Annotated in this window: 17 protein-coding genes; 5 read left to right on the forward strand and 12 right to left on the reverse strand. The window is 65.2% G+C overall.

Annotation, left to right across the window (positions count from 1 at the left end; translation table 11 throughout):
* Positions 1–8 precede the first annotated feature (8 nt).
* The 6 genes from BLT60_RS02615 to BLT60_RS02640 all read right to left on the reverse strand — a co-directional run bounded on the left by BLT60_RS02615 (position 9) and on the right by BLT60_RS02640 (position 6,217).
* Positions 9–1,154 (reverse strand): Gfo/Idh/MocA family protein, encoded by a 1,146-nt coding sequence (locus tag BLT60_RS02615; RefSeq protein ID WP_090874630.1) that lies wholly within the window; start codon positions 1,152–1,154, stop codon positions 9–11.
* 12 nt (positions 1,155–1,166) lie between these two features.
* Positions 1,167–1,925 carry a sugar phosphate isomerase/epimerase family protein gene (locus BLT60_RS02620; RefSeq protein ID WP_090874631.1) on the reverse strand — a complete coding sequence of 253 codons (759 nt, stop codon included), beginning with the start codon at positions 1,923–1,925 and terminating at the stop codon, positions 1,167–1,169.
* Positions 1,926–1,954: 29 nt separating this feature from the next.
* Complete coding sequence (locus tag BLT60_RS02625; protein ID WP_090874632.1) at positions 1,955–3,043, reverse strand: ABC transporter ATP-binding protein; 1,089 nt, start codon at positions 3,041–3,043, stop codon at positions 1,955–1,957.
* A 4-nt stretch (positions 3,044–3,047) separates the two neighbouring features.
* Positions 3,048–3,950 (reverse strand): carbohydrate ABC transporter permease, encoded by a 903-nt coding sequence (locus tag BLT60_RS02630; protein ID WP_244521133.1) that lies wholly within the window; start codon positions 3,948–3,950, stop codon positions 3,048–3,050.
* A gap of 44 nt (positions 3,951–3,994) precedes the next feature.
* Entirely contained in the window at positions 3,995–4,888 is an 894-nt protein-coding gene (locus BLT60_RS02635) for a carbohydrate ABC transporter permease (RefSeq protein ID WP_425284951.1), read from the reverse strand.
* A 90-nt stretch (positions 4,889–4,978) separates the two neighbouring features.
* The gene (locus tag BLT60_RS02640) at positions 4,979–6,217 is read right to left on the reverse strand and encodes an ABC transporter substrate-binding protein (RefSeq protein ID WP_090874635.1); all 1,239 of its coding nucleotides are present in this window, start codon (positions 6,215–6,217) and stop codon (positions 4,979–4,981) included.
* Between the two features lie 283 nt (positions 6,218–6,500).
* Here BLT60_RS02640 and BLT60_RS02645 point away from each other — a divergent pair, with 283 nt between their 5' ends.
* On the forward strand, positions 6,501–7,598 hold the full coding sequence (locus tag BLT60_RS02645) for a LacI family DNA-binding transcriptional regulator (protein ID WP_175478261.1): 1,098 nt from the start codon (positions 6,501–6,503) through the stop codon (positions 7,596–7,598).
* On the opposite strand, the gene BLT60_RS02650 is transcribed toward BLT60_RS02645, so the two are convergent.
* Both BLT60_RS02650 and BLT60_RS02655 read right to left on the reverse strand, forming a co-directional pair.
* Complete coding sequence (locus tag BLT60_RS02650) at positions 7,595–7,993, reverse strand: DUF3307 domain-containing protein (protein ID WP_175478262.1); 399 nt, start codon at positions 7,991–7,993, stop codon at positions 7,595–7,597. The genes BLT60_RS02645 and BLT60_RS02650 overlap by 4 nt on opposite strands.
* 94 nt (positions 7,994–8,087) lie before the next feature.
* Complete coding sequence (locus BLT60_RS02655) at positions 8,088–10,217, reverse strand: CHASE2 domain-containing protein (RefSeq protein WP_090874638.1); 2,130 nt, start codon at positions 10,215–10,217, stop codon at positions 8,088–8,090.
* Positions 10,218–10,392: 175 nt separating this feature from the next.
* Between BLT60_RS02655 and BLT60_RS02660 the strand changes: the two genes are divergently transcribed.
* Together BLT60_RS02660 and glsA are read left to right on the forward strand one after the other, a co-directional pair.
* Positions 10,393–11,634, forward strand: a complete 1,242-nt coding sequence (locus tag BLT60_RS02660) for an FAD-dependent oxidoreductase (protein ID WP_090874639.1) — start codon at positions 10,393–10,395, stop codon at positions 11,632–11,634.
* Between the two features lie 170 nt (positions 11,635–11,804).
* A complete protein-coding gene (gene glsA / locus BLT60_RS02665) occupies positions 11,805–13,676 on the forward strand; it encodes a glutaminase A (RefSeq protein ID WP_090874640.1) in 1,872 nt (623 codons plus the stop codon).
* A 27-nt stretch (positions 13,677–13,703) separates the two neighbouring features.
* Here the strand turns inward: glsA and BLT60_RS02670 are convergent, their stop codons facing one another.
* Both BLT60_RS02670 and BLT60_RS02675 read right to left on the reverse strand, forming a co-directional pair.
* On the reverse strand, positions 13,704–14,201 hold the full coding sequence (locus BLT60_RS02670) for a cyclic nucleotide-binding domain-containing protein (RefSeq protein WP_090874641.1): 498 nt from the start codon (positions 14,199–14,201) through the stop codon (positions 13,704–13,706).
* A gap of 114 nt (positions 14,202–14,315) precedes the next feature.
* Positions 14,316–15,296 (reverse strand): D-2-hydroxyacid dehydrogenase, encoded by a 981-nt coding sequence (locus BLT60_RS02675; protein ID WP_090874642.1) that lies wholly within the window; start codon positions 15,294–15,296, stop codon positions 14,316–14,318.
* Positions 15,297–15,398: 102 nt separating this feature from the next.
* Between BLT60_RS02675 and BLT60_RS02680 the strand changes: the two genes are divergently transcribed.
* Both BLT60_RS02680 and BLT60_RS02685 read left to right on the forward strand, forming a co-directional pair.
* Positions 15,399–16,238, forward strand: coding sequence for a GNAT family N-acetyltransferase (locus BLT60_RS02680; protein ID WP_090874643.1), 840 nt, complete (start codon positions 15,399–15,401; stop codon positions 16,236–16,238).
* A 68-nt stretch (positions 16,239–16,306) separates the two neighbouring features.
* A complete protein-coding gene (locus tag BLT60_RS02685) occupies positions 16,307–16,828 on the forward strand; it encodes an RpiB/LacA/LacB family sugar-phosphate isomerase (protein ID WP_090874644.1) in 522 nt (173 codons plus the stop codon).
* Here BLT60_RS02685 and BLT60_RS02690 read toward each other — a convergent pair.
* Together BLT60_RS02690 and BLT60_RS02695 are read right to left on the reverse strand one after the other, a co-directional pair.
* Positions 16,825–17,808, reverse strand: coding sequence for an aldo/keto reductase (locus BLT60_RS02690; protein ID WP_090874645.1), 984 nt, complete (start codon positions 17,806–17,808; stop codon positions 16,825–16,827). The genes BLT60_RS02685 and BLT60_RS02690 overlap by 4 nt on opposite strands.
* A 72-nt stretch (positions 17,809–17,880) precedes the next feature.
* Positions 17,881–20,673 carry an AsmA family protein gene (locus tag BLT60_RS02695; RefSeq protein WP_090874646.1) on the reverse strand — a complete coding sequence of 931 codons (2,793 nt, stop codon included), beginning with the start codon at positions 20,671–20,673 and terminating at the stop codon, positions 17,881–17,883.
* Positions 20,674–20,860 lie beyond the last annotated feature (187 nt).

The raw sequence follows: 20,860 nt of genomic DNA on the forward strand, positions 1-20,860 counted from the left end.
CCTCCCCTCTACTTCGCGATACGCCTGACGTCGGCAGCGGTCAACGGCGCGGGACGATCGGTGGTCGAGCGAACCTTGACGAAGCTGCGGTCGGCGGCGGAGACCAGCACCGATTCCATGATGTCGACGACATGCGCCGCAAGCCGCCCCGAGCAGCGCGGCTCGCGGCCCTTGTTGGCGGCGTCGATCAGGTCGGCGACGCCGAGCATCCGGTAGTTGGACCGCTTCGGCGTTCCGGGCCGGCCTTCCCAGTTGCCGGCACCGAAGGCAACCGACGCGGTATCTGTCTCGACGTAGTCGCCGTCGCCATCCGAGCAGGAGACGATGCCGCCGAAGAAGTTCGGGTCGGGCACCAGCATGCTGCCCTTCGTGCCGTATAGCTCGATCGGATTGGCGTGACCGTGCTTCCACACGTCCCAGCTGGTGCCGATGGTGACCTGGGCACCGGAGCGGAATTCGAGGACGCCGTTGATCGTCGTTGGCGTCGTCACCTTGATCTGCTTGCCCTTCATCGGCCCTTCGGCCGACACGGTGCGGGTGGGGAAGCTCTTCTTGGCCATCGCCGCCACGGTCTTGACCGGACCGAGCAGGTTGACGAGCGCGGTGAGATAATAGGGGCCGATATCGAACATCGGACCGGCGCCCGGCTTGAAGAAGAAGCCGGGATTGGGATGCCAGTGCTCCATGCCATGGCTGAGCACATGGGCCGAACCGCCAACGACCTCGCCGATCGTGCCCTTGTCGATCAGCTTGCGCGCCGTCTGCCCGCCACCGCCGAGAAACGTATCCGGCGCAGCGCCGATCTTGAGGCCACGCTTGTCGGCCTCGGTGACCAGCTTCTTCGCCGTCTTGTAGGTCAGCGCCAGCGGCTTCTCGGAATAGACATGCTTGCCGGCGGTGAGCGCTTCAAGGCTGACCGCGTAATGGGCGTCGGGGACCGTCAGGTTGATGACGGCATCGATGCCCGCGTCGGCGAGCATCTCGTCAACCGACAGCGCCCGCACCGAAAACTGTTCGGCCTTGGCCTTGGCATAGGCCGGCGCGATATCGGCGCAGGCGACGATCTCGACACCCTTGAACAGCGGTGCGAGTTTGAAATAGGTGTCCGAAATCACTCCGCATCCGATGATGCCGATCGCCGCGCGTCGCGCCATGTCCCGCCCCTGTTACTTGCCGGTGAGACCGGTGAGGAATTTGAAGGAGCTCTCGGCAAAGTCGCGCCAGTCCGACGGCGCGTCATGCTCGAGAACCAGAAGATTGGTGCCGGCGGACTGAATGGTCGGCCACACCGCCGGCCAGTCGATGATGCCCGCGCCGACATTGGTCCAGCCATCGTCCTCGGTCACGCCCTCGGGCGCCACATCCTTGATGTGGAAGGCGACGATCTTGCCGAGGAATTTGTTGAGCTCGGTCGGGATGTCGCAATCGCCGCGCAGAATCCAGCCGAGATCCGGCTCCCAGAGGACGTCCGCGCCGGCAAGCAGATGCTCGATCGGCCGCGACCCGTCGCTGAGGGTCACATACTCGAAGGCGTGATTGTGCCAGGCGAGTTTCAGACCGGCCTCGCCAAGGGCGGCGGCATGCTCCTGAAGCTTCTGGCCGAGCGCTTTCCAGCCGTCGGCATCGTTGGACCGCTGGTCCTGCGGCACCGCCGGCACGATGACCGTCTCGAGGCCGAGGATCTTCGCCGTCCCGACCACCGCAGTGCGGTCCGCGTCGAGGTCCGCCAGACCGATATGGGCGGTCGGACAGGCGAGCCCGGCGGCGTCAAGCATCTTGCGGAAGCCGGCGGGGTCGTCGCCATAGGCGCCGCGATAGGGCTCGACCGCGTCGAAGCCGAGCTCCGCGAGGAAAGCGAGCTGGGCATCGACGGGAGGAAAATTGCGCGCACTGTAAAGCTGGAACGAAATCCGATAATTCGTCATCGTCAGTCCGATCTGTTGAACGATTTTTGCTAGAGTCGAGCGCCGGTCGCGGCGTCGAAGACGGATGCGTGGTCGGGGAAGAAATGCCCGGTGACGGTTTCGCCGACCTTGTAGTCGTCGTCCGGCCCGATGCGCACCGATACCGTATCCGCGCCGACCGAGCCCCACAGGAGGCTGTCGGCGCCCATCGGATCGACCAGAGACACCTCGATCCTGAAAATGCCGGAATTGGCTTCGCTCGAGGCGAGCTCGACCTGTTCCGGACGCACCCCGAGCACCGCCGGACGGCCTTCACCGGGAACGTCGATGAAATCGTAACCGGCGAGAACGACCTCCGATCCGTCGGGGAGGCGCAAGGCCGGCGCGCCCTTGCCGCCGACCAGCGTCCCTTCGATGAAGTTCATCGCTGGCGAACCGACAAAGCCGGCGACAAAACGATTGACCGGCCGGCGATAGATCTCCTTCGGCGGCGCCAATTGCTGAATGACCCCGCCATGCATGACCGCGACGCGATCGGCGAGAGTCAGTGCCTCGATCTGGTCGTGGGTGACATAGATCATCGTCGAATTGAGCTTGTGGTGGAGCTTCTTCAACTCGACACGAAGCTCGGTGCGCAGCTTGGCGTCGAGGTTGGACAGCGGCTCGTCGAACAGGAAGACATTGACGTCGCGGACCAGAGCACGACCGATGGCGACGCGCTGGCGCTGGCCGCCGCTGAGCTGCGACGGACGCCGCTTCAGCAGCGACTCGATCTGCAACAAGCTGGCCGCGCCGTCGATGCGCCGCTTGATCTCGTCCTTGGGAACCCGCGCCACCTTCAGACCGAAGGACAGATTGCCCTCGACCGTCATCCGCGGATAGAGCGCATAGGACTGGAACACCATGCCGATGTGGCGGTCCTTCGGCTCCTTCCAGGTGACATTGTCGCCGGCGATCCAGATCTCGCCATCGGTGATGTCGAGCAGACCGGCGACCGAATTGAGCAACGTCGACTTGCCGCAACCCGAAGGACCGAGCAGGACGATGAACTCGCCCTCCTCGACTTCGAGATTGAGTTTTTCGAGGACCTTCAGATGACCGAAGGTAACGTCGAGATCGCGAACCGATACGCTTGCCACCGCTCTAACCCTTGACCGCGCCGGCGGCGATGCCGCGGACGAACAGTTTGCCCGAAATGAAGTAGACGATGAGCGGCACGGCGCCGGTCAAGATCGTCGCCGCCATGTTGACGTTGTATTCCTTCACGCCCTGGACGGAATTGACGATGTTGTTCAGCTGAACCGTCATCGGATAGAGGTCCGGCTTCGTGTAGACGACGCCGAACAGGAAGTCGTTCCAGATCCCGGTCACCTGCAGAATGATGGCGACGACGAAGATTGGCAGCGACATCGGCACCATGATCCGCAGGTAGATGCCCCAGAATCCCGCGCCATCGACCCGCGCCGCCTTGAACAATTCCTGGGGCAGCGAGGTGAAATAGTTGCGGAACAGAAGAGTGAGAATCGGCATGCCGAAGATAGTGTGGACCATGACCAGGCCGGTCAGCGAACCGTAGAGGCCAAGTTCGCGCAGCAGGATGACGATCGGATAGAGCATCACCTGATACGGAATGAAGGCGCCGAAGATCAGGATGGTGAAGAAGACATCGGCGCCCTTGAAACGCCAGTTGGCCAGCGCATAGCCGTTGATCGAGGCGATAATGATCGACAGGATGACCGACGGAATGAGGATGCGCACCGAGTTCCAGAAGCCACGGCTGAGGCCCTCGCAATTGAGCCCTGTGCAGGCTTCGGCCCAGGCCTTCACCCATGGCTCGAAGGTGATCTCGATCGGCGGAGCGAAGACATTGCCGACGCGGATCTCGGGCATGCCCTTCAGCGACGTGACGACCATCACGTAGAGCGGCAGCAGGTAGTAGAGCGCGACGACGATCAGCGTGCCGTAGATGATGATGTTGCGCCGCGAGAAGCGTCGCTTGGGACGCGGCCCACGCGGTCCGGCAGACGCGCCGGACCTTTCGTTGATGACATCGGCCGAGGCGACGGCGACGGAGAGCGTTGCGGGATTGTTCACGTCGGACGCCTCTTGCCACCGAATTCGAGATAGGCCCAGGGGATGATGACGACGAGCACCGCGAGCAGCATCATCGTCGACCCGGCAAAGCCCTGGGCGAGGTTCTGGCCGAGGAACATCTTGTCGTAGACGTATTTGGCCGGCACCTCGGACGCGATCCCCGGTCCGCCGCTGGTCTGGGCGACCACCAGGTCGTAGACGCGCACGATGCCCGAGGCGATGATCACCAGCGTGGTGATGAAGACCGGCCGCATCATCGGAATGACGATGAAGATGTAGGTTCGCCACATCGGAATGCCATCGACCCGGGCGGCCTTCCAGATATCCTCGTCAATGCCGCGCAGCCCGGCGAGCATCAGGCACATGATCAGCCCCGTGCCCTGCCATAGCCCGGCGATCAGCAGGCCGTAGATGACGATATCGGCATTGTAGAGCGGGTCGAAGGCGAAGCTCTCCCAGCCCAGCGAACGGACAATGTGCTGAATGCCGAAATCCGGATTGAGCACCCATTGCCAGACCAGGCCGGTGACGATGAAGGAGAGCGCGAAGGGATAGAGCAGGATCGTGCGAAACGTGTTCTCGAACCGGATCTTCTGGTCGAGCAAGGCCGCCAGCACGAAGCCGATGACCAGCGAGAAGATCAGCGACAGCGTGCCGTAAATCAGCAGATTCTCGATCGAGATCAGCCAGCGGTTTGTCGCCCACAGCCGCTCATACTGCTCCAGACCGACAAAGTTCAGCCGCGGCAGCAGCTTGGAGTCGGTGAAGGAATAGACGACCGTCCAGACGGTGCCGCCGACAAACACGACCAGGGCCGTGGCGATCATCGGCAAGGCGGCGATCTTGGCGCTCAGATTTCGGAAGAGCCGGCTTCCAGCAGGTCTCGACACGCCCAGCCCCTTATGCGACGCGGGAAATATGGGGAAGTCGCCCGGCGACCCCTCTTTCGGGGGCCGCCGGACAGCTTCGTGAACCAGCGCTTAGTCGGCGTTGGCGATGATTTCCGCGTAACGCGCCTGGGCGTCTTCCGCAGTGATGCTGTCATCACTCCAGAATTCGGTCATCAGATCCTCGATCTGGCCCGTCGTGTCGGGCGAGAGGGTCTGGTTGCCATCGGGCAGGATGTTGCCGTCGGCGAGGATCGCGAGACCCTTCTTCATGCAGTCGTTGGCGGCGGCCAGATCGACGTCGCCACGAACCGGGAGCGAGCCCTTCTTCAGGTTGAAGTTGACCTGGACCGGCTTCGACAGCATCAGCGAAGCAAGCTCCAGCTGGGCCTTGGTCTTCTCCGGATCGTCAAGCTTCGGGAAGTAGAAGGCGTCACCACCGGTCGAAATCACCTGGTTGACGCCGAGACCCGGAAGGCACTCGTAGTCTTCACCGGCCACCTGGCCGGCAACCTGGAATTCGCCCTGCGCCCAGTCACCCATGATCTGTCCGCCGGCCTTGCCGGTGATGACGAGATTGGTGGCCTGGTTCCAGTCCTGGACGTTCGAGTTCTTGCGGAACTCGCGCGCGGCCGCGGCGGCGTTGAAGACCTTGGCCATTTCCGGACCGGCTGCCGCATCGCCATCCTTGTCGACGTTGATCTTCGTCCACAGGTCGATCCCGCCAAGGGCGACGGTGATCACGCCGAAGGCGCCCGAGGCCTGCCAGGCCTGATTGCCCATCGCCAGCGGAATCTTGCCAGCCGCCTGGAGCGCCGGAGCGGCCGCGACGAACTCATCCCAGTTGGTCGGTACATCGACGCCGGCATCCTCGAACGCCTGGCGGCTCAGCCACAGCCACTGCCATGAATGGATGTTGACCGGCACGCAGTAGATACGGCCGTCGAGCGTGCAGCTGTCGAGCAGCGAGGACGGATGGACAACATCGCGCCAGCCTTCCTTCTCGGCGAGTTCCGTAAGGTCCTGCATCAGGCCGGCCTCGACCAGTTCCTCGGCCTGACGGCCGTGGTTGAACTGGGTGGCGCACATCGGATCGCCGCCGGTGATGCGGCCGATCATGATCGGGCGGGCGACGCCACCGGAACCGGCGATCGCGCCATCGACCCACTTGTTGCCGGTCGCATCGAAAGCCTTGGCGAATTCAGCCACGGCAGCGGCTTCGCCGCCGGACGTCCACCAGTGCGTGACCTCGCATTCGGTCGCCATTGCGCTCCCGGCCATCAGCGCGCTGAAAGCCATGGTTCCGAGCAACTTTTTCGTAAAAGTCTTCATTCCGTTCCTCCCTTTGGCAAAAGCACAAGCGCTTATTGCACTGCAACATCAGATCACAGGAACATCCTCCCAGATGCGCGATCCTGTAATCGTTTACATCGACATTATGGGAAGTAGAAAAGATGTCAACTCCCCAACTCACTTTCTCCACCGCAAGGTGAAAACGTTTACATCAATTTTAGCCTCGTGCAAACTGATGTCAACGCGGACCGCGGAAAATGATATACGGGGCGCCGGTCCCGGTGCGTCGCGCCGGGAAAAGACAGGGATTTTCACGCTCGCCATGGCAAGGTCCGACGGCACGCAGCCCCGCGGGGCGACCCGACGCGCGACGATTCTCGACGTCGCCAGGCGCGCCAGCGTATCGACGGCGACCGTCAGCCGGGCGCTCACCGACCCGGAGCGCGTCGCCGAACCGACCCGCAGCCGGGTGATGGCGGCAATCGCGGAGACCGGCTACACGCCGAACGCCACGGCACGGAACCTGCGCGCCCGCTCGACCAAGATCGTGCTGTGCCTGCTGCCGGGGCTGGGACACTCCTTCTGGAATGTCATCATCAACGCGGTCGAGGAGGTTCTGACCCGCGCCGGATACGGCGTGATCTTCGGCGACACCCGCAGCGACCCGGTACGGGAAGCGCATTACGACCGCATTGTCCGCGCCGGCCAGGTCGACGGCGTCCTGCTGTTCAACGGCCGCTTGCCCGGCGCCGACTTTGCCGAACTCGACCGCGTGGTGCCGATCACCCTCATCTCCAACGACATTCCGTCGAGCGGACTGCCGGTCTTCGAGGTCGACAACCACGCCGCGGCCCGGACGATGACCGAGCACCTGATTTCGCTCGGCCATCGGCGGATCGCCCACATCACCGGCCCGATAGCCAATGTCGAAACCGGCGAGCGGCTCAACGGCTATCGCGATGCGCTGATCGACGCCGGCATCGCCGTCGACGACGACCTGATCTGGCCGGGCAAGTTCAACTTCACCGCCGGCGTCAAGGCGGCGCGCACCTTCCTCGGCCTCGAATGCGAGCGGCCGACCGCGGTCTTCGCCGCCAGCGACGAACTCGCCATCGCCTTCATCAAGACGGTGAAGGACGCGGGGCTGCGGGTGCCCGAAGATGTATCGGTCGCCGGCTTCGACGGGATCGAATACTCGGCCATGTACGACCCCGCCCTGACCACGATGCTCCAGCCGCGCGCCGAGATGGGGCGGCTGGGCGCCGAGAACCTGGTGCTTCGCATGTCGGGCGCCCAGGTCGAATCGAAGGGCGCCCGCCTGCCCTGCTCGCTCCTCATCCGCGACAGTGTCGCCGAGTATGCCGGCGCGAAGGCGAAGGCCCCGGCCACACCCAGGCGGGTTCGCACGGCTGCCGGCTAGCTGGTGCCGATCATCACCCCGACGAGAATGCCGCCGATCGCCACATAGGTCAGATGATGGATCAACTGGTCGGCGCCGATCGCCCACCAGAACTGGCTTTGATCGGATGTGTAGCCGGCCCGGCGCATGACGTTCGCCTTGATCCAGTCGACGTGATAGTGGACCAGAAATTCGCCGACGACGATCGCCACGCCGAGCCCCAGGGTCGGCGGTACCGCGATGAAGGCCGCGATGGTTCCCAGCGCCTGGATACCCGAGTGGAGGATCCCTCCCGGGTGACCGTATGTTCCCTTGTTCTTCAGTTGATAATGCGTCTGCAGCGGGTAGTCGCAGATGAAATGCTTGACCTGCAGGATGGTGAATACCACCAGCAGCGCAATAAACGGATCCGTCACTCTTACCCCCAAATTCCCACACCGGTGGCGCGCCGCGCCACCGAGCCTGCGACCGTTCCGTCGCGGCAGATATGACCTAGGTCACACGATCCCCTCACTGCAAGGTCGTCGCATCGGCGCCATCCCAATCGTTGGACGGGGCAATCTCCCGGAAGGTCGCGATCCGGGTTCGGTAGAGGCTGTAGAAGGTCGTCAGCCCGCGCACGCCGAAGGCCCGGCAATCGTGCAGGGCCGCCTCCGCGCCGTCCCAGTCCCGGTTGCGAAAACAGGCGATCATCGCAGCGTGGATCGGCGCCAGCTGGTCGAGGGTTGCCGCATCGGCGTCGATCGCCTCGACCGTGGTGAACAGGCGCAACGGGCGTCGTCGCCCCCTTACCCGGACAAGATCCAGCTCGAGGACTCGCGGCTCGGTCATGGCGTCGACCGTCGCCTCGCCGACGACCATGCCGACACCGTAGAAGCGCGACAGGCTTTCGAGCCGCGCTGCCAGCCCCACGTCGTCGCCGATCGCCGTGTAGTCGAACCGCTCGCCGCCACCGAGATTGCCAACAACACAGTTTCCGGTGGCTACGCCGATACCGACCGCCTCCCAGGCCGACTCCTCGCCGGGGATCGAGCCATCTCCCAACCCGGCATCGATGCCCCGCATGTCGCGCAGCACCGCCGCCGCCGCGCGGCAGGCATTGGCGGCGTGCTCCTCGTCGTCGAGCGGCGCGTTCCAGAAGGCCAGGAGGGAGTCGCCCATATTGCGCGCGATGGTGCCGTGATGGGCGAGGATAGCGTCGCTGGTCGCGGTGTAGATGCGATTGACGAACGCCACCAGGTCGCGCGGCTCAAGCTGCTCGGTGATCGCTGCGAAGTTGCGGATCTGGCAGAACAACACGGTCAGTTCCCGCGTCTCGCCGCCAAGCACCAGCCGGTCCGGCCGAACCATCACCGCGTCGATCGCGGCGGGCGACAGCGCACCGCCGAAGGCGGCCCGGATTTCCGCCCGCCGCGCCTCGAGGCGGCGATGCAGCAGAAGCGCCGCCAGCGCCGCCAGAACCCAGACCGACAGGACCGGCCATGTCGGATCGAAGACCAGGCCGAGATCGCGATAGGCGAACCAGCCCGCCACCGCGATGCCGGCGATGGCGACAACGCTGGCCGCAACGCCTGCCACCAGTCGAAGGCGCGGGAGTAGCCATGCGAGCAGAAGCCCGACAACGACAACGACGCCGATCTCTATCGCGAGGGCATGGCCGGGCCGGGTGACCGTTCGTCCCGAAAGAATATGCTCGATCGCCTCGGCCTGAAGTTCGACGCGGGTGATCGACGCTTCGAGCGGCGTCGATCGGAAGTCGGCATGGGCCGCCGCGGTCAGGCCGACGACGACAATCCGCCCGGCAATCGTCGCGCCGTCATCCGTCCCCTCCAGTACCTGCCACGCGGGGACATGCGCTGCCGGGTTGGCCGGGCGCAGGTCGAGCCGCATGCCGCCGTCGGGATCGGTCGGCACGGCGACGTCGCCGACCGCGATGCCGGTGATGCCAGGCGGCCGGCCGAAGGACCAGCCGCCGCCGTCGGCCGACGCGGTCAGCGTGTAGCTGCCCGCGCCCTGGGCGACCCGCATGACCTCGAGCGCCAGGGCCGGAAGGATGGTGGACCCGATGCGCGAGACCAATGGCAGCCTGCGAAAGACACCGTCCCCGCTCGTGGGGCGCGTAATGGCGCCGAGCCCGGCCGCCGCCGCATCGAGGGCCGGGCCGTTGGTGGCGACATTGGCAAAGGACGGCATGTAGGGCAGCGGATCGTCGCCCGAAAAGACGAACGACGCCTTGGCCGGCGGCACCGGATCGTCCGTCGGCAGATTGGTGAGGACGACCGGCAGGACCGACGGCGACGCCGCGACCGTTGCCGCGAAGGCTTCGTCGTCGCCGTGCGGAAAAGGAACATCGAAGGCGACGATCGCCGCCCCCCTGTCGGCGACGTCCGCCAGCAACGCGGCCATCACTTCCCCCGGCCACGGCCACGGGCCGATGCGATCGAGCGACTCGTCGTCGATGGCGACGATGCGGACAGCCGTGTTGTCGTTATAGGATGACGGCTGGAGCCGCTGGTAGGTATCGAAGGCGAGCGATCGAAGCGCCTGCAGGAAAACCGGATCGGCGACCCGCAGCCAGACGGTGCCGGCGAGGACCGCGACGATCATCAGCGCGTAGACCAGCCTCATGCGCATTGCCATTCACCAGTCCCGACATATCCTGTCACCCCGGAATACACCACGGAGCATCACGGGCCAGCGATGCCAATTCAACCCGGTATTCGCGCAACCAGGGCTGGCGATGCGGCGCCGGAGGCATCAAGATGCATCCGACGTAGCGAAACCGACCTGACGTCAGCGCCCGGGGGGATCAGTCATGGCCAACGCGAAACGCAAGACGACCTGCGCCATCGTAGGCGGCGGGCCGGCCGGCGTCATGCTCGGCTTCCTGCTGGCCCGCGCCGGCGTCGATGTCACCGTGATGGAGAAACACGCCGATTTCTTCCGCGACTTTCGCGGCGACACCATTCATGCCTCGACGCTGGAGGTCATGCATGAACTCGGGTTGCTCGACGCCTTTCTCAAGCTCCCGCACCAGGAAGCGCATCGCTTCGATCTGCATCTCGGCACGACCCGGCTCAGCGCCGACTTCTCTCACCTGCCGACCCGGTGCAAGTACATCGCCCTGATGCCGCAATGGGATTTTCTCAACTTCCTGGCCGGGCATGGACGCCGCTACCCCGGCTTCCGGCTGTTGATGGGGACCGAGGTCACCGACCTGATCGAGGAGGATGGCCGCGTCGTCGGTGTCCGGGCGACAGGCGCCGACGGCGAAATCGAGGTTCGGGCCGACCTCGTCGCCGGCACCGATGGCCGGCATTCGATCGTCCGGGAGCGCGCCGGGTTGTCGGTCGAAAACCTTGGCGCGCCGATGGACGTGCTGTGGATGCGGCTGCCACGCGAGGCCAACGAAGGGGATGAGCCGGCGCTGATCGCCAAGGCCGGACGAATCCTCGTCCTGATCAACCGCGGCGATTATTGGCAATGCGCCTATCTGATCGCCAAGGGCGGCTATGATGCGCTGGTCGCCGAAGGCCTGCCGGCGTTCCGCGCCAGGCTGGCGGCGATCGCGCCTTTCGCCGCCGATCGCACTGGGGGCCTGACGAGCTGGGATCAGATCAAGCTGCTGACCGTCCGGGTCGACCGTCTCGAGCAGTGGTCGCGGCCGGGGCTGCTGTGCATTGGTGACGCCGCCCACGCCATGTCGCCGATCGGCGGCGTTGGGGTCAATCTGGCGGTGCAGGACGCCGTCGCCGCGGCCAACCGGCTCGCCGCGCCGCTTGCCGCCGGCACGGTCAGCGCCGACGATCTGGCGGCGGTGCAGAAGCGTCGTCAGTTTCCGGCCCGCCTCACGCAGCGTCTCCAGATTCTCGCGCAGGACAACATCATCAGGAAGGCCCTGGCCGAGGGTGACGACTTCCAGCCGCCCCTGCCGGTCCGGATGGGCAGCGACTTCTCCTTTGTCCAGCGCCGGATGGGACGGCTGGTCGGCATCGGCGTCAGGCCCGAACACGTCGAGACGCCAGAGGCACCGATTGCCGCTTTGCCGGCGAAGTAAACCTCCGCCGATGCCCGAGAATGACTGCAAAAAACGTCATTTGCTTATTCCATAGGCAAAGGAACCGACGCGACACCGGGATAGGCGCCGCAGTTCGTCTGGCACGGAACTTGGTTCGGTCAGAGCAATCGCGGCCCGCCGCGCCAGCGAACGGGGTTCAAGTCTAGAGAATGGAAGCCAAATCGCCGCTCGGCGCCCAATCGTCGATCGGCCCCATCGACCATTACCTTGCCGATCTCCATCAGCGCATCGCCGGTGTCACTGACGGCGAGATCGCCACCTACATTCCCGAACTCGCCCGGGCAGATCCGGAAACCTTCGGCATTGCCATCGCCACCGTCGACGGCCGGGTCTACACCGTCGGCGACGCTGACCACCCGTTCACCATCCAGTCGATCTCCAAGGCCTTCGTCTACGGCTATACGCTGGCCGAATATGGCCGCGACTTCGTCCTCTCCCATATCGGGGTCGAGCCGACCGGCGAGGCGTTCAACTCCATCGTTCTCGACGAGGTTCACAACCGGCCGTACAACCCGATGGTCAATGCCGGTGCGATGGCCGCCGCCGAACTGATCAAGGGCGACACGCCCGAAGCCCGGATCGCGACGATGCTCGGCACCATGTCGAAGCATGCTGGCCGCAGCCTCCATATCGACGAATCGGTGCTGCGATCGGAACAGGCGACTGGCCACCGCAACCGCGCCATCGCCTACATGATGCTGAATTCCGGCATGATCCACAGCGCGCCGGAAACCATCCTCGACATCTATTTCCGCCAATGCTCGGTCCGCGTCTCCTGCACCGACCTCGCGGTGATGGCAGCGACGCTCGCCAATGACGGCGTCAACCCGCTGACCGGCGAGACGGCGCTCGACCGAGACTATATCCAGGACGTGCTGACGGTGATGAACAGTTGCGGCATGTACAACTATGCCGGCCAGTGGTCCTACGAGATCGGCATGCCGGCCAAGAGCGGCGTCGCCGGCGGCATCATCGCGGTGATCCCGGGACAGATCGGCATCGGGGTCTTCTCGCCGCGCCTCGACGCCCATGGCCACAGCGTGCGCGGGGTGCGGGTCTGCGCCGAGATATCGGAGACCTTCGGCCTCCACGTCTTCCGCAACCACACCAACAGCGGCGCCGTGATCCGCCGCGAACTGAGCGGCACGGTCGTCCGTTCGAAGCGTGTTCGCTCGCCGCAGGAACGCTCGCTCCTCGATGACAAGGGCGATCTGATCTCCGTCGTCGAGGTCCAGGGCGGCCTGTTCTTCGGCTCGACGGAACGCCTGGTTCGGCGGGTCGACGCCATCGCTGCCGAAGCCGAGTTCATCGTCCTTGACCTGCGCCGCGTCCACGACGCCGACAAGGCGGCGCGGCGCCTCCTGCGCGACCTGCTGGCCTGGCTCCGGGCGCGGGACCGCCACCTGGTCTTCGCCCACCTTCCCGACGACGGCCCGCTCGCTTCGCTGCGGGACGAAATGACGGCGGATGATGACACCGCAGCACGGGTCTTCGACCATCGCGACCAGGCCCTCGAATGGTGCGAGAACCAGTTGATCGCGGAATTCGACGAGGGCGGTGACCGGACCAAGTTCTCGCTCGGCCAGCTCGACATCTTCAAGGGGCTCGATCGCGACGACCTGCGGGTCCTCGAGGGTCTGGTCCGGCCGATGGTCTTTGAGCCGGGGCAGACGATCGTCAGGGAAGGCGACGAAGCCAACCTCTTCTTCGTCGTGGCGCGCGGCACGGTCACCATCCAGCTTCGCCTCGACAGCGAGAACGAGAGCGAGCGCCTCGTCCGCGTCGCTTCGATGGGGCCCGGCGTCACCTTCGGCGAGATGGCGCTCCTCGACGGCGGCTACCGCTCCGCCGACGTCGTCGCCGACGAGCGGGTCGTGTGCTACGGCTTTTCCGTCGAGCAGTTGCGCGAGGTCGGCAAGACCCACCCGGCGCTGTTCACCACCATCCTCGGCAACATGATGCGCGACTTCTCGGAGCGCCTTCGCCGCGCGAATGACGAGATACGCGCGCTGGAGCAATAGCGCAGGAGCACGACAGCGGGCGAACGACTAGCGGCGCGAAAAGAAGCGCCTGATCCGGGCACCGATCGCATCGGCGCTGGCATCGGCACCGGCCGCGATGCGGTCCAGTTCGGTCTGCCGGCTGGCGAGGACACCACTGAAACGGTCGATCAGGTCCGGCGCCCGGCTGAACATCTCCTCGAAGGTCACCTTGCTGATTTCCAGCGCCGAGACCTCGGTTCGCGCCACCGCCGTCGCGTTGCGGCGCATGCCGGTGAGAAGCGACATTTCGCCGACGATCTCGCCGACGCCGAGCGACGCCACACCATGTTCGCCGCCATGCTTGTCCTGCAGGGAGACGGTGACCTCGCCGTTGACGATGGCGTACATCGCGTCACCGAAATCACCCTCGGCAAGCAGCACGGAGCGCGGCGGATAGATGACAAGGTGACATTGCGCGGCAAGATGGGCGAGCTGGCGCTTGTCGAGCGTCTCGCCGAAAAGCGGGATCGCGGCAAGGATTCCGCCGGCGTTGAAGGCTTCCATTGACGTCCTCTGAAGCAGGTTGGCGCGCCAACCGTTCGATCGGGTGTCCTGAACGATCCATACACCGACACCGTCGGTTGGCGCAAAGGTTGTATGGCAATTGGCCGGCTGGACCTAGCCGCCGACAACGTTGCGCGGCGCGCCGGCATGGAAGGCCTCGATGTTGTCGATGGTCTGGTCGGCGAGCGCCTGGGCCCCGTCGCGACTCGCCCAGGCGACATGTGGCGTCAGGATGAAATTCGGATGGTCGAGCAGCGCCATCAGCGGGTGATCGGCCGGTGGCGGCTCGGCGCTTGCGACATCGAAGCCGGCGCCGGCGATCTGGCCGCTGGCCAGCGCCGCGCCGAGCGCGGTTTCATCGACCAGCCCGCCGCGCGCCGTGTTGATCAGGATCGGATGGCGCGCCATCAGGGCGAATTCCGGCGCGCCGATCATCCCACGGGTCTCCGGCGTCAGCGGCACATGCAACGTGATGACGTCGCCGCGGGCCAGCACCTCCTCGAAGGCCACCTTGCCCTCCGCCGGCGTCGCGCCCTTCCGCCCGGCGAAGAGCACGGTCATGCCGAGTGCCCGGGCGATGTCGCCGACCGCACCGCCGAGCGCCCCGCCGCCGATGATGCCGATGGTCGAGCCGGCGAGATCGCCGATCGGATGATCGAGGAAGCAGAACTGGCTCGCCGTCTGCCAGCGGCCGCCCCGCACCGACTGGTGATAGGCGAGCAGGCTGCGACGCAGGGCGAAGATCAGCGCGAAGGTGTGTTCGGGCACGGTGGTGCACGCATAGTCCCGGACATTCGACACGACGATTCCATGGGCGGCGCAGGCCTTGAGGTCGACCATGTCGGTGCCGGTCGCCGAGACTGCGATGAGGCGGAGCCTGTCGGCGCCGGCAATGGCCTCGGCCCTGACCGGCACCTTGTTGGTGATGACGATGTCGGCGTCGGCGATGCGCTCCGCCACCTCGTCCGGCGCGCTGCGCTCGAAGGCAACGAACGCGTGCGGAAAATCGGGCGACCGCAGCACCGTTTCGGTTGGCAGCGATTCGCGATCGAGAAAGACGATCCTGGCGGGGGATGGGAGGTCGGTTCGGCTCATGCCGGCGAAGCTAGCACCCTGCCGCCATCGACCTCAATCGGAAGCAAGCCCGGCGACGAAAAACCGGTATGCTAAGGGGAAACGACAGACGGGAAAGATGAGATGAGCGATCTCGAGATCCGACCGGCATCGCGCCAGGACCTCGCCACCATGACCGACTGGGCCGCCACCGAAGGCTGGAATCCCGGCCTTCACGACGCCGACGCGTTTTTTCCGACCGACCCGGAGGGATTCCTCATCGGCTGGCTCGGCGACAAGCCCGTCACCTGCATCTCGGTGGTCGCCTATGACGACGCCTACGGCTTTCTCGGCTTCTACATCGCCCACCCCGACCATCGCGGGCAAGGCCACGGGATTGCGACCTGGAATGCCGGAATCGAACGCCTCGGCAAGCGCACCATCGGCCTCGACGGCGTCGTCGACCAGCAGCCGAACTACGCCCGGTCGGGATTCAATCTGGCACAACGGAATGTCCGTTTCGCCGGCGTGCCCGGCCTCGAGCCGGCCGGCGATCATCCGCTGGTCGAACTCGCCGACCTCTCGCCAGACCTGTCCGCCTACGATGCCGACCTCGTGCCGGCGCCGCGCGACGGCTTCCTCAGGCATTGGGTCAACCCGGAGCACCGCCGGACACTCGGCTATGTCGAGGACGGCCGGATCCGGGGCTACGGGACGATCCGCCCCTGCCGGGAGGGCCACAAGATCGGGCCGCTCTTCGCCGATACGCCGACGGTTGCCGAGGCGCTGTTCAACGGCCTGGTCGGCCCGGAAGGGGGCGGCGCGGTGATGATCGACGTGCCTGAGCCGAATGGCGAAGCCGTGGCGCTCGCCGGCCGCCTCGGACTGCAGCCGGTCTTCGAGACGGCGCGCATGTACCGCGGCGCGGCGCCCTCGCTGCCGATCGAGCGAATCTACGGCATCACCAGTTTCGAACTCGGCTGACCGGATTTGGCGGTCGCGGCGGAGTGTGAGAGCTTCGCCGCCGGTCACGCAACAGATGGACAGCCCCGATGGCAACCGACGAAGCCCGTTCGCCCAACACGATATCCGTGCCGAAGCGCGGCGCGATCTGCCTCGCCAACGATCACGCCGGCTTCCCGATGAAGGGATTCATCGCCGACCTGCTGGCCGAGCATTGCGAGGCGGTGATCGATGTCGGGGCGACATCGGCCGAGCCGGTCGATTTCCCCGACGTCACCGACAAGGCGGTTTCGATGCTGCTCGACGGCAAGGTCGAGCGGGTGGTCCTGGTCTGCGGAACCGGCGCCGGCGCCTGCATCGCCGCCAACAAGGTGCCCGGCATTCGCGCCGCCGTTGCGCATGACACCTTCGTTGCCCGCCAGGCGGTCGAGCATGACAACATCAACACGCTGTGCATCGGCGCCTGGATCATCGGCCCCCAGATCGCCGCCGATGTCGTCCGCACCTTCCTGGCGTCCGACTTCAGCACCGAGGAGCATTTCCGTCGCCGCGTCGACAAGCTCGCCGAACTCGAAAGGCGAGCCGCCGGCGCGGGCGACGGGACGCGCTAGCGCGCTTCGTCTTCCTGTTCGTCGAGGCGATCGGTGGCCGGCGGCGGCGTCCGCGACAGCGCCGAGATCTCGCGACGCAGTTCCGGCGTCATCTCGATATCGATCGAATCGAGCGACGGCCCGAGCTGCTTGACGTTGCGGGCCCCGATGATCGGGCAGGTGATGGCCGGATGGGCGCCGACCCAGGCAACCGCGAGACTGATCGGGTTGAGGCCACGCTCCCGGGCGAAGGCGGTGAAGGACGCCGCAACCTCGTGCGTCCATTCCTCGCGATAGCGGCTCGTATACATCTTGTTGGTCGACAGGCGGCTGGCGGCGGCATCGGCGCCGCCGGCATACTTGCCGGTCAGCAACCCGCCGCCGAGCGGGCTGTAAGGCATGACTGCGAGATTCTCTGCCGCCGCCAGCGGCAGGATCTCGGTCTCGACCTGGCGCTTGACCAGATTATACATCGGCTGGAGGACATCGAAGCGCGGCCAGCCGCGATGGTCGGAGATGCCGAGCGCCTTCGCGACCTGCCATGCCGCGTAATTACTAGCGCCGAGATAGAGTACCTTGCCGTCGGCGACGAGCTTCTCGAGGGCCCGCAGGATTTCCTCCAGCGCGACGCTCGAGTCCCATTGATGCATGAACAGGATGTCGAGGCGGTCGGTCCCCAGCCGCTTGAGGCTCGCCTCGACGGCACTGGCGATATGCCGCCGGTTGGTGCCGCGGTTGTTGATGTCGTCGCTCATCGGGCTGAAGCACTTGGACGAGACGATCAGGTTGTCCCGCTCCTTCGCCATCAGGCGACCGAGGATCTCCTCCGAGCGGCCGCCCGAATAACCGTCCGCGGTGTCGAAGAAGTTGATCCCCCTGTCGCGGCAGGCGGCATAGAGGCGGGCGGATTCCTGCTCGTCTGCGTCACCGCCGAAGGACATGGTGCCGAAGCAGAGCTGCGAGACCTTGATGCCGGTATTGCCGAAAGCATTGTATTTCATCGTCAGTGTCTTCCTCCGGTTGCCCGGCGGGCGCGCCGGTTCCTGTTGTCTCCTCCCCTTCGGGGACGTCCGTTACTTGCGCTTGAAGATCGAGAAGGGTTTGCGGGTGCTGGCCGGGGCCGTCGTGCGCGACGACCCGGTCAGTCCGGGCAGCGGTCCGCCCGGCACGTAGTCCTGGAATTTCCGCGCCGCGCCGAATAGCCCGAAACGCCTGTGGCTGCCATCGATTTCGAGAATGCCCGAGAGCTTGCCATAGCGGGCAAAGAACATCGCCTGCCGGTTCCCCTGGGCGAAGATGCCCTTGGCGCCGACCTCGACCGGCTCCGCCTTGGCCATCGCATAGGGGATGACGATCTCCTTCGGTGACACCTTGATGGTGGCGTTGCCGCGAATGTTCTTGAGGCTCAGGATCCGGTCAAGCCACTTCTGTTCCTTGCGATGGTCGTTGAAGAAGGCCGCCAGGGGCCGGGCGTCGGCCATGTAGATGCCTGCGGTGACGTCGAGGGTCATCGGCCGCTTCCAGACGACCCGACCCTTGCTGATATCGATCCGCCCGTTCCAGTTGCCGTCGGTCGGCAACCCGCCGGACACCCTGAGGCCATCGAGGCTGAGGGACGAGCCGCCGATGTCGAAGGTTTTCTCCTTTGCCGAGCCGCCGCCGATCGCGACATCGAGTCCGATCGTGCCGGAAATCCGGTCGCCCCCGACATCGGCCTCGACCCCCGCGGTCTTCATCTTGACGAAGCCTGTAGCGCTGTTCTCCTGCATGTTGAGTTTCGCCGACAGGTTGGCGGTGCCACTCAGAATCCGGACTGGCGAACTCTTCGGCAGGTAGGCGTTATAGGCCGTCATGTCGGTGATCTTCGCGGTGGGCACGTTCATCACCACGGATTCGACCGATCCACCCTCCTTGAGCGAAACGCCCTTGGCATGGGCGGTGACCGCGAGCGTCATCTGTTCGACGACCGCCGCCTTCTCGTCCTGGAGCCGGAAAGACGCATTGGCGAGATTGGCGTCGAGGCGGATATCCGGCTCCTCGCCGCCCGACTCGACGACGAGGTCGAAGCCGCCCTGCCCCACCGCCACATAATCCAGCACCTCCACCCGGAATTCGCGATCCGGCATCTTGACCGTCGAACCCTCCGCAAGCGCGCCCTTCACGACGGTCACATCGGCCGTCACCTCGGCCGAATTGTAGATCGCCAGGGAGTAGGGATTCTTGAACAGGAAGTTCACCCAGTTGAGGTCGGAGACGAAGAGCGTCGCCTTCAGCTTGGCATCCGCGGTTGCCAGCATCGCCTTCAAATCGCGGTCGTGGAACAGGCTCCAGAAGCCGACATATCCCGCGGCTGCGTCGGATTCCTCCGGCAGGTCGAACTGCGCCTTGCCCTCGCCGATCGTCAGCTTCGTCTGCCAGGGATCGGAGTCGCCCTTGCGGTTGGTGACGCGGGAATCGTCGAGATCGAGATAGCTGCCGGAGACATCGACTTCCGCCGTCTTGCCATCGACCGTGCCCTTGGCCTTGATGCCCAGCACCAGGCCGGTCTCGAAGGAATCCTCGCGCAGCTTGACGTCGGCATTCTCCGACCGAAGCGTCAGGTCGAAGTCGAGGCTGTTGGCCGACAGCTCGGCGTGACCGTCAAGCTCGCCGGTTCCGCTGAGAACCTGGGCCTTCCACTTCTCCGGCACATAGCGCTGATAGACGCTGACGTCCGGCACCGTGACCTTCGGGATGGTGAGAGCGACGCGTTGCGGCACCTTCTCCTTGATCGCCCCGGGCAACAGGCGGGGCGTACGCTCGACGTCGATGACGAGGTCGGTGCCGGTGAACAGCGTCTGGTTGTCGGGCTGGCGCAGGGCGCTCAGTGTCGAGAGCTTGAAATTCGCGTCCAGCGTATCGGACGTGTCGGCATCGACCGTGACGGAGACGACGCCACCCCCCTTCACCGAATACGGCGCCAGGTCGACGGTCAGCGTATCGGCGGAGAGGGCGAGATCGGTTCCGGCGACCAGATCGCCGTTGGCAAAGGCGATGTGGCCCTTCAGGCCGCCATTGCCGCCGAGATTAAGGCCGCTCACCTCCTTCAGGTAGATGTCGAGGAATTCGAGCCCGTTGACCGGCAGCTCGATATCGGCGTCGAGCGTCAGGAACCCCAGCACCTTGAAGCCGCGATTGTCCTGCGGCATGTAGGTGTCGGTGCTGAAGGTGCCCTTGATCGATCCCTTGTCGGTGACCTTCTGGCCGGCAATGGTCAGCCCCTCGATCGCGACATCGGCGTCGCCGTTGCTGATCGTCAGCGGACCGTTGAGATTCTGGCGGGCGACCGTCACCCGAACGTCGCCGTCAAGCGTCATCTGCGTCGGCCCGAGCCAGACCTTGTTCGATCCGCTGATCTCGGCAATGTCATAGATCAGCATCCAGCCGGGCGACTGGGTCGGCACCGGGTCGGCCTCGAGGGTCGGATCGCGCCCCTCGATCGTCGGGTAGAAGGGGCGAAGCGCGGCGTCCTTGCGCGACGCCATCGGCCGCGGGCGGAACCGGACGTCAACATCGGCCGACGTCACGTCGTAAAGATGGGCGGTCTTCGTGAACAGCGGCAGGATAGCGACAGACAGGGAGACGGTTGGCGCCGACAGTTCGAACTGCTGCGACCACGACTGGCCGTTGAGAACCAGGTTGGTGGCATGGACGCGGAACGGGAACCAGCTCCACGCCCGGTCCCATTTGTAGGTGATCCGCTCGGGCTTGAGCTGATTGACATAGTCCTGCGTCGCCTGAAGGTTGAGGACGACGTTGACGACGGCGAGATATGCCACTTCGACAATCGCCAGAATCACGACAATCCGTATGAACCAGCGTTTCATCCGACGACCACCTGAAAGAGCATGAAGCGTTGTTGATGTCACGGACGTGCCGGTATTGGCGCGTTCGTCGTCCCGACAGCCGCAATCCGCCAAAGACAGCGCCAGCGACCGCAGGGTCCACTAGCACCGTCCGACGTTATTTTCGGTTAACGGGTTGGTTTGCACAACCCGCGCCGACTGAGCGACG

It is taken from the genome of Bauldia litoralis (assembly GCF_900104485.1).
Classification (GTDB): domain Bacteria; phylum Pseudomonadota; class Alphaproteobacteria; order Rhizobiales; family Kaistiaceae; genus Bauldia; species Bauldia litoralis.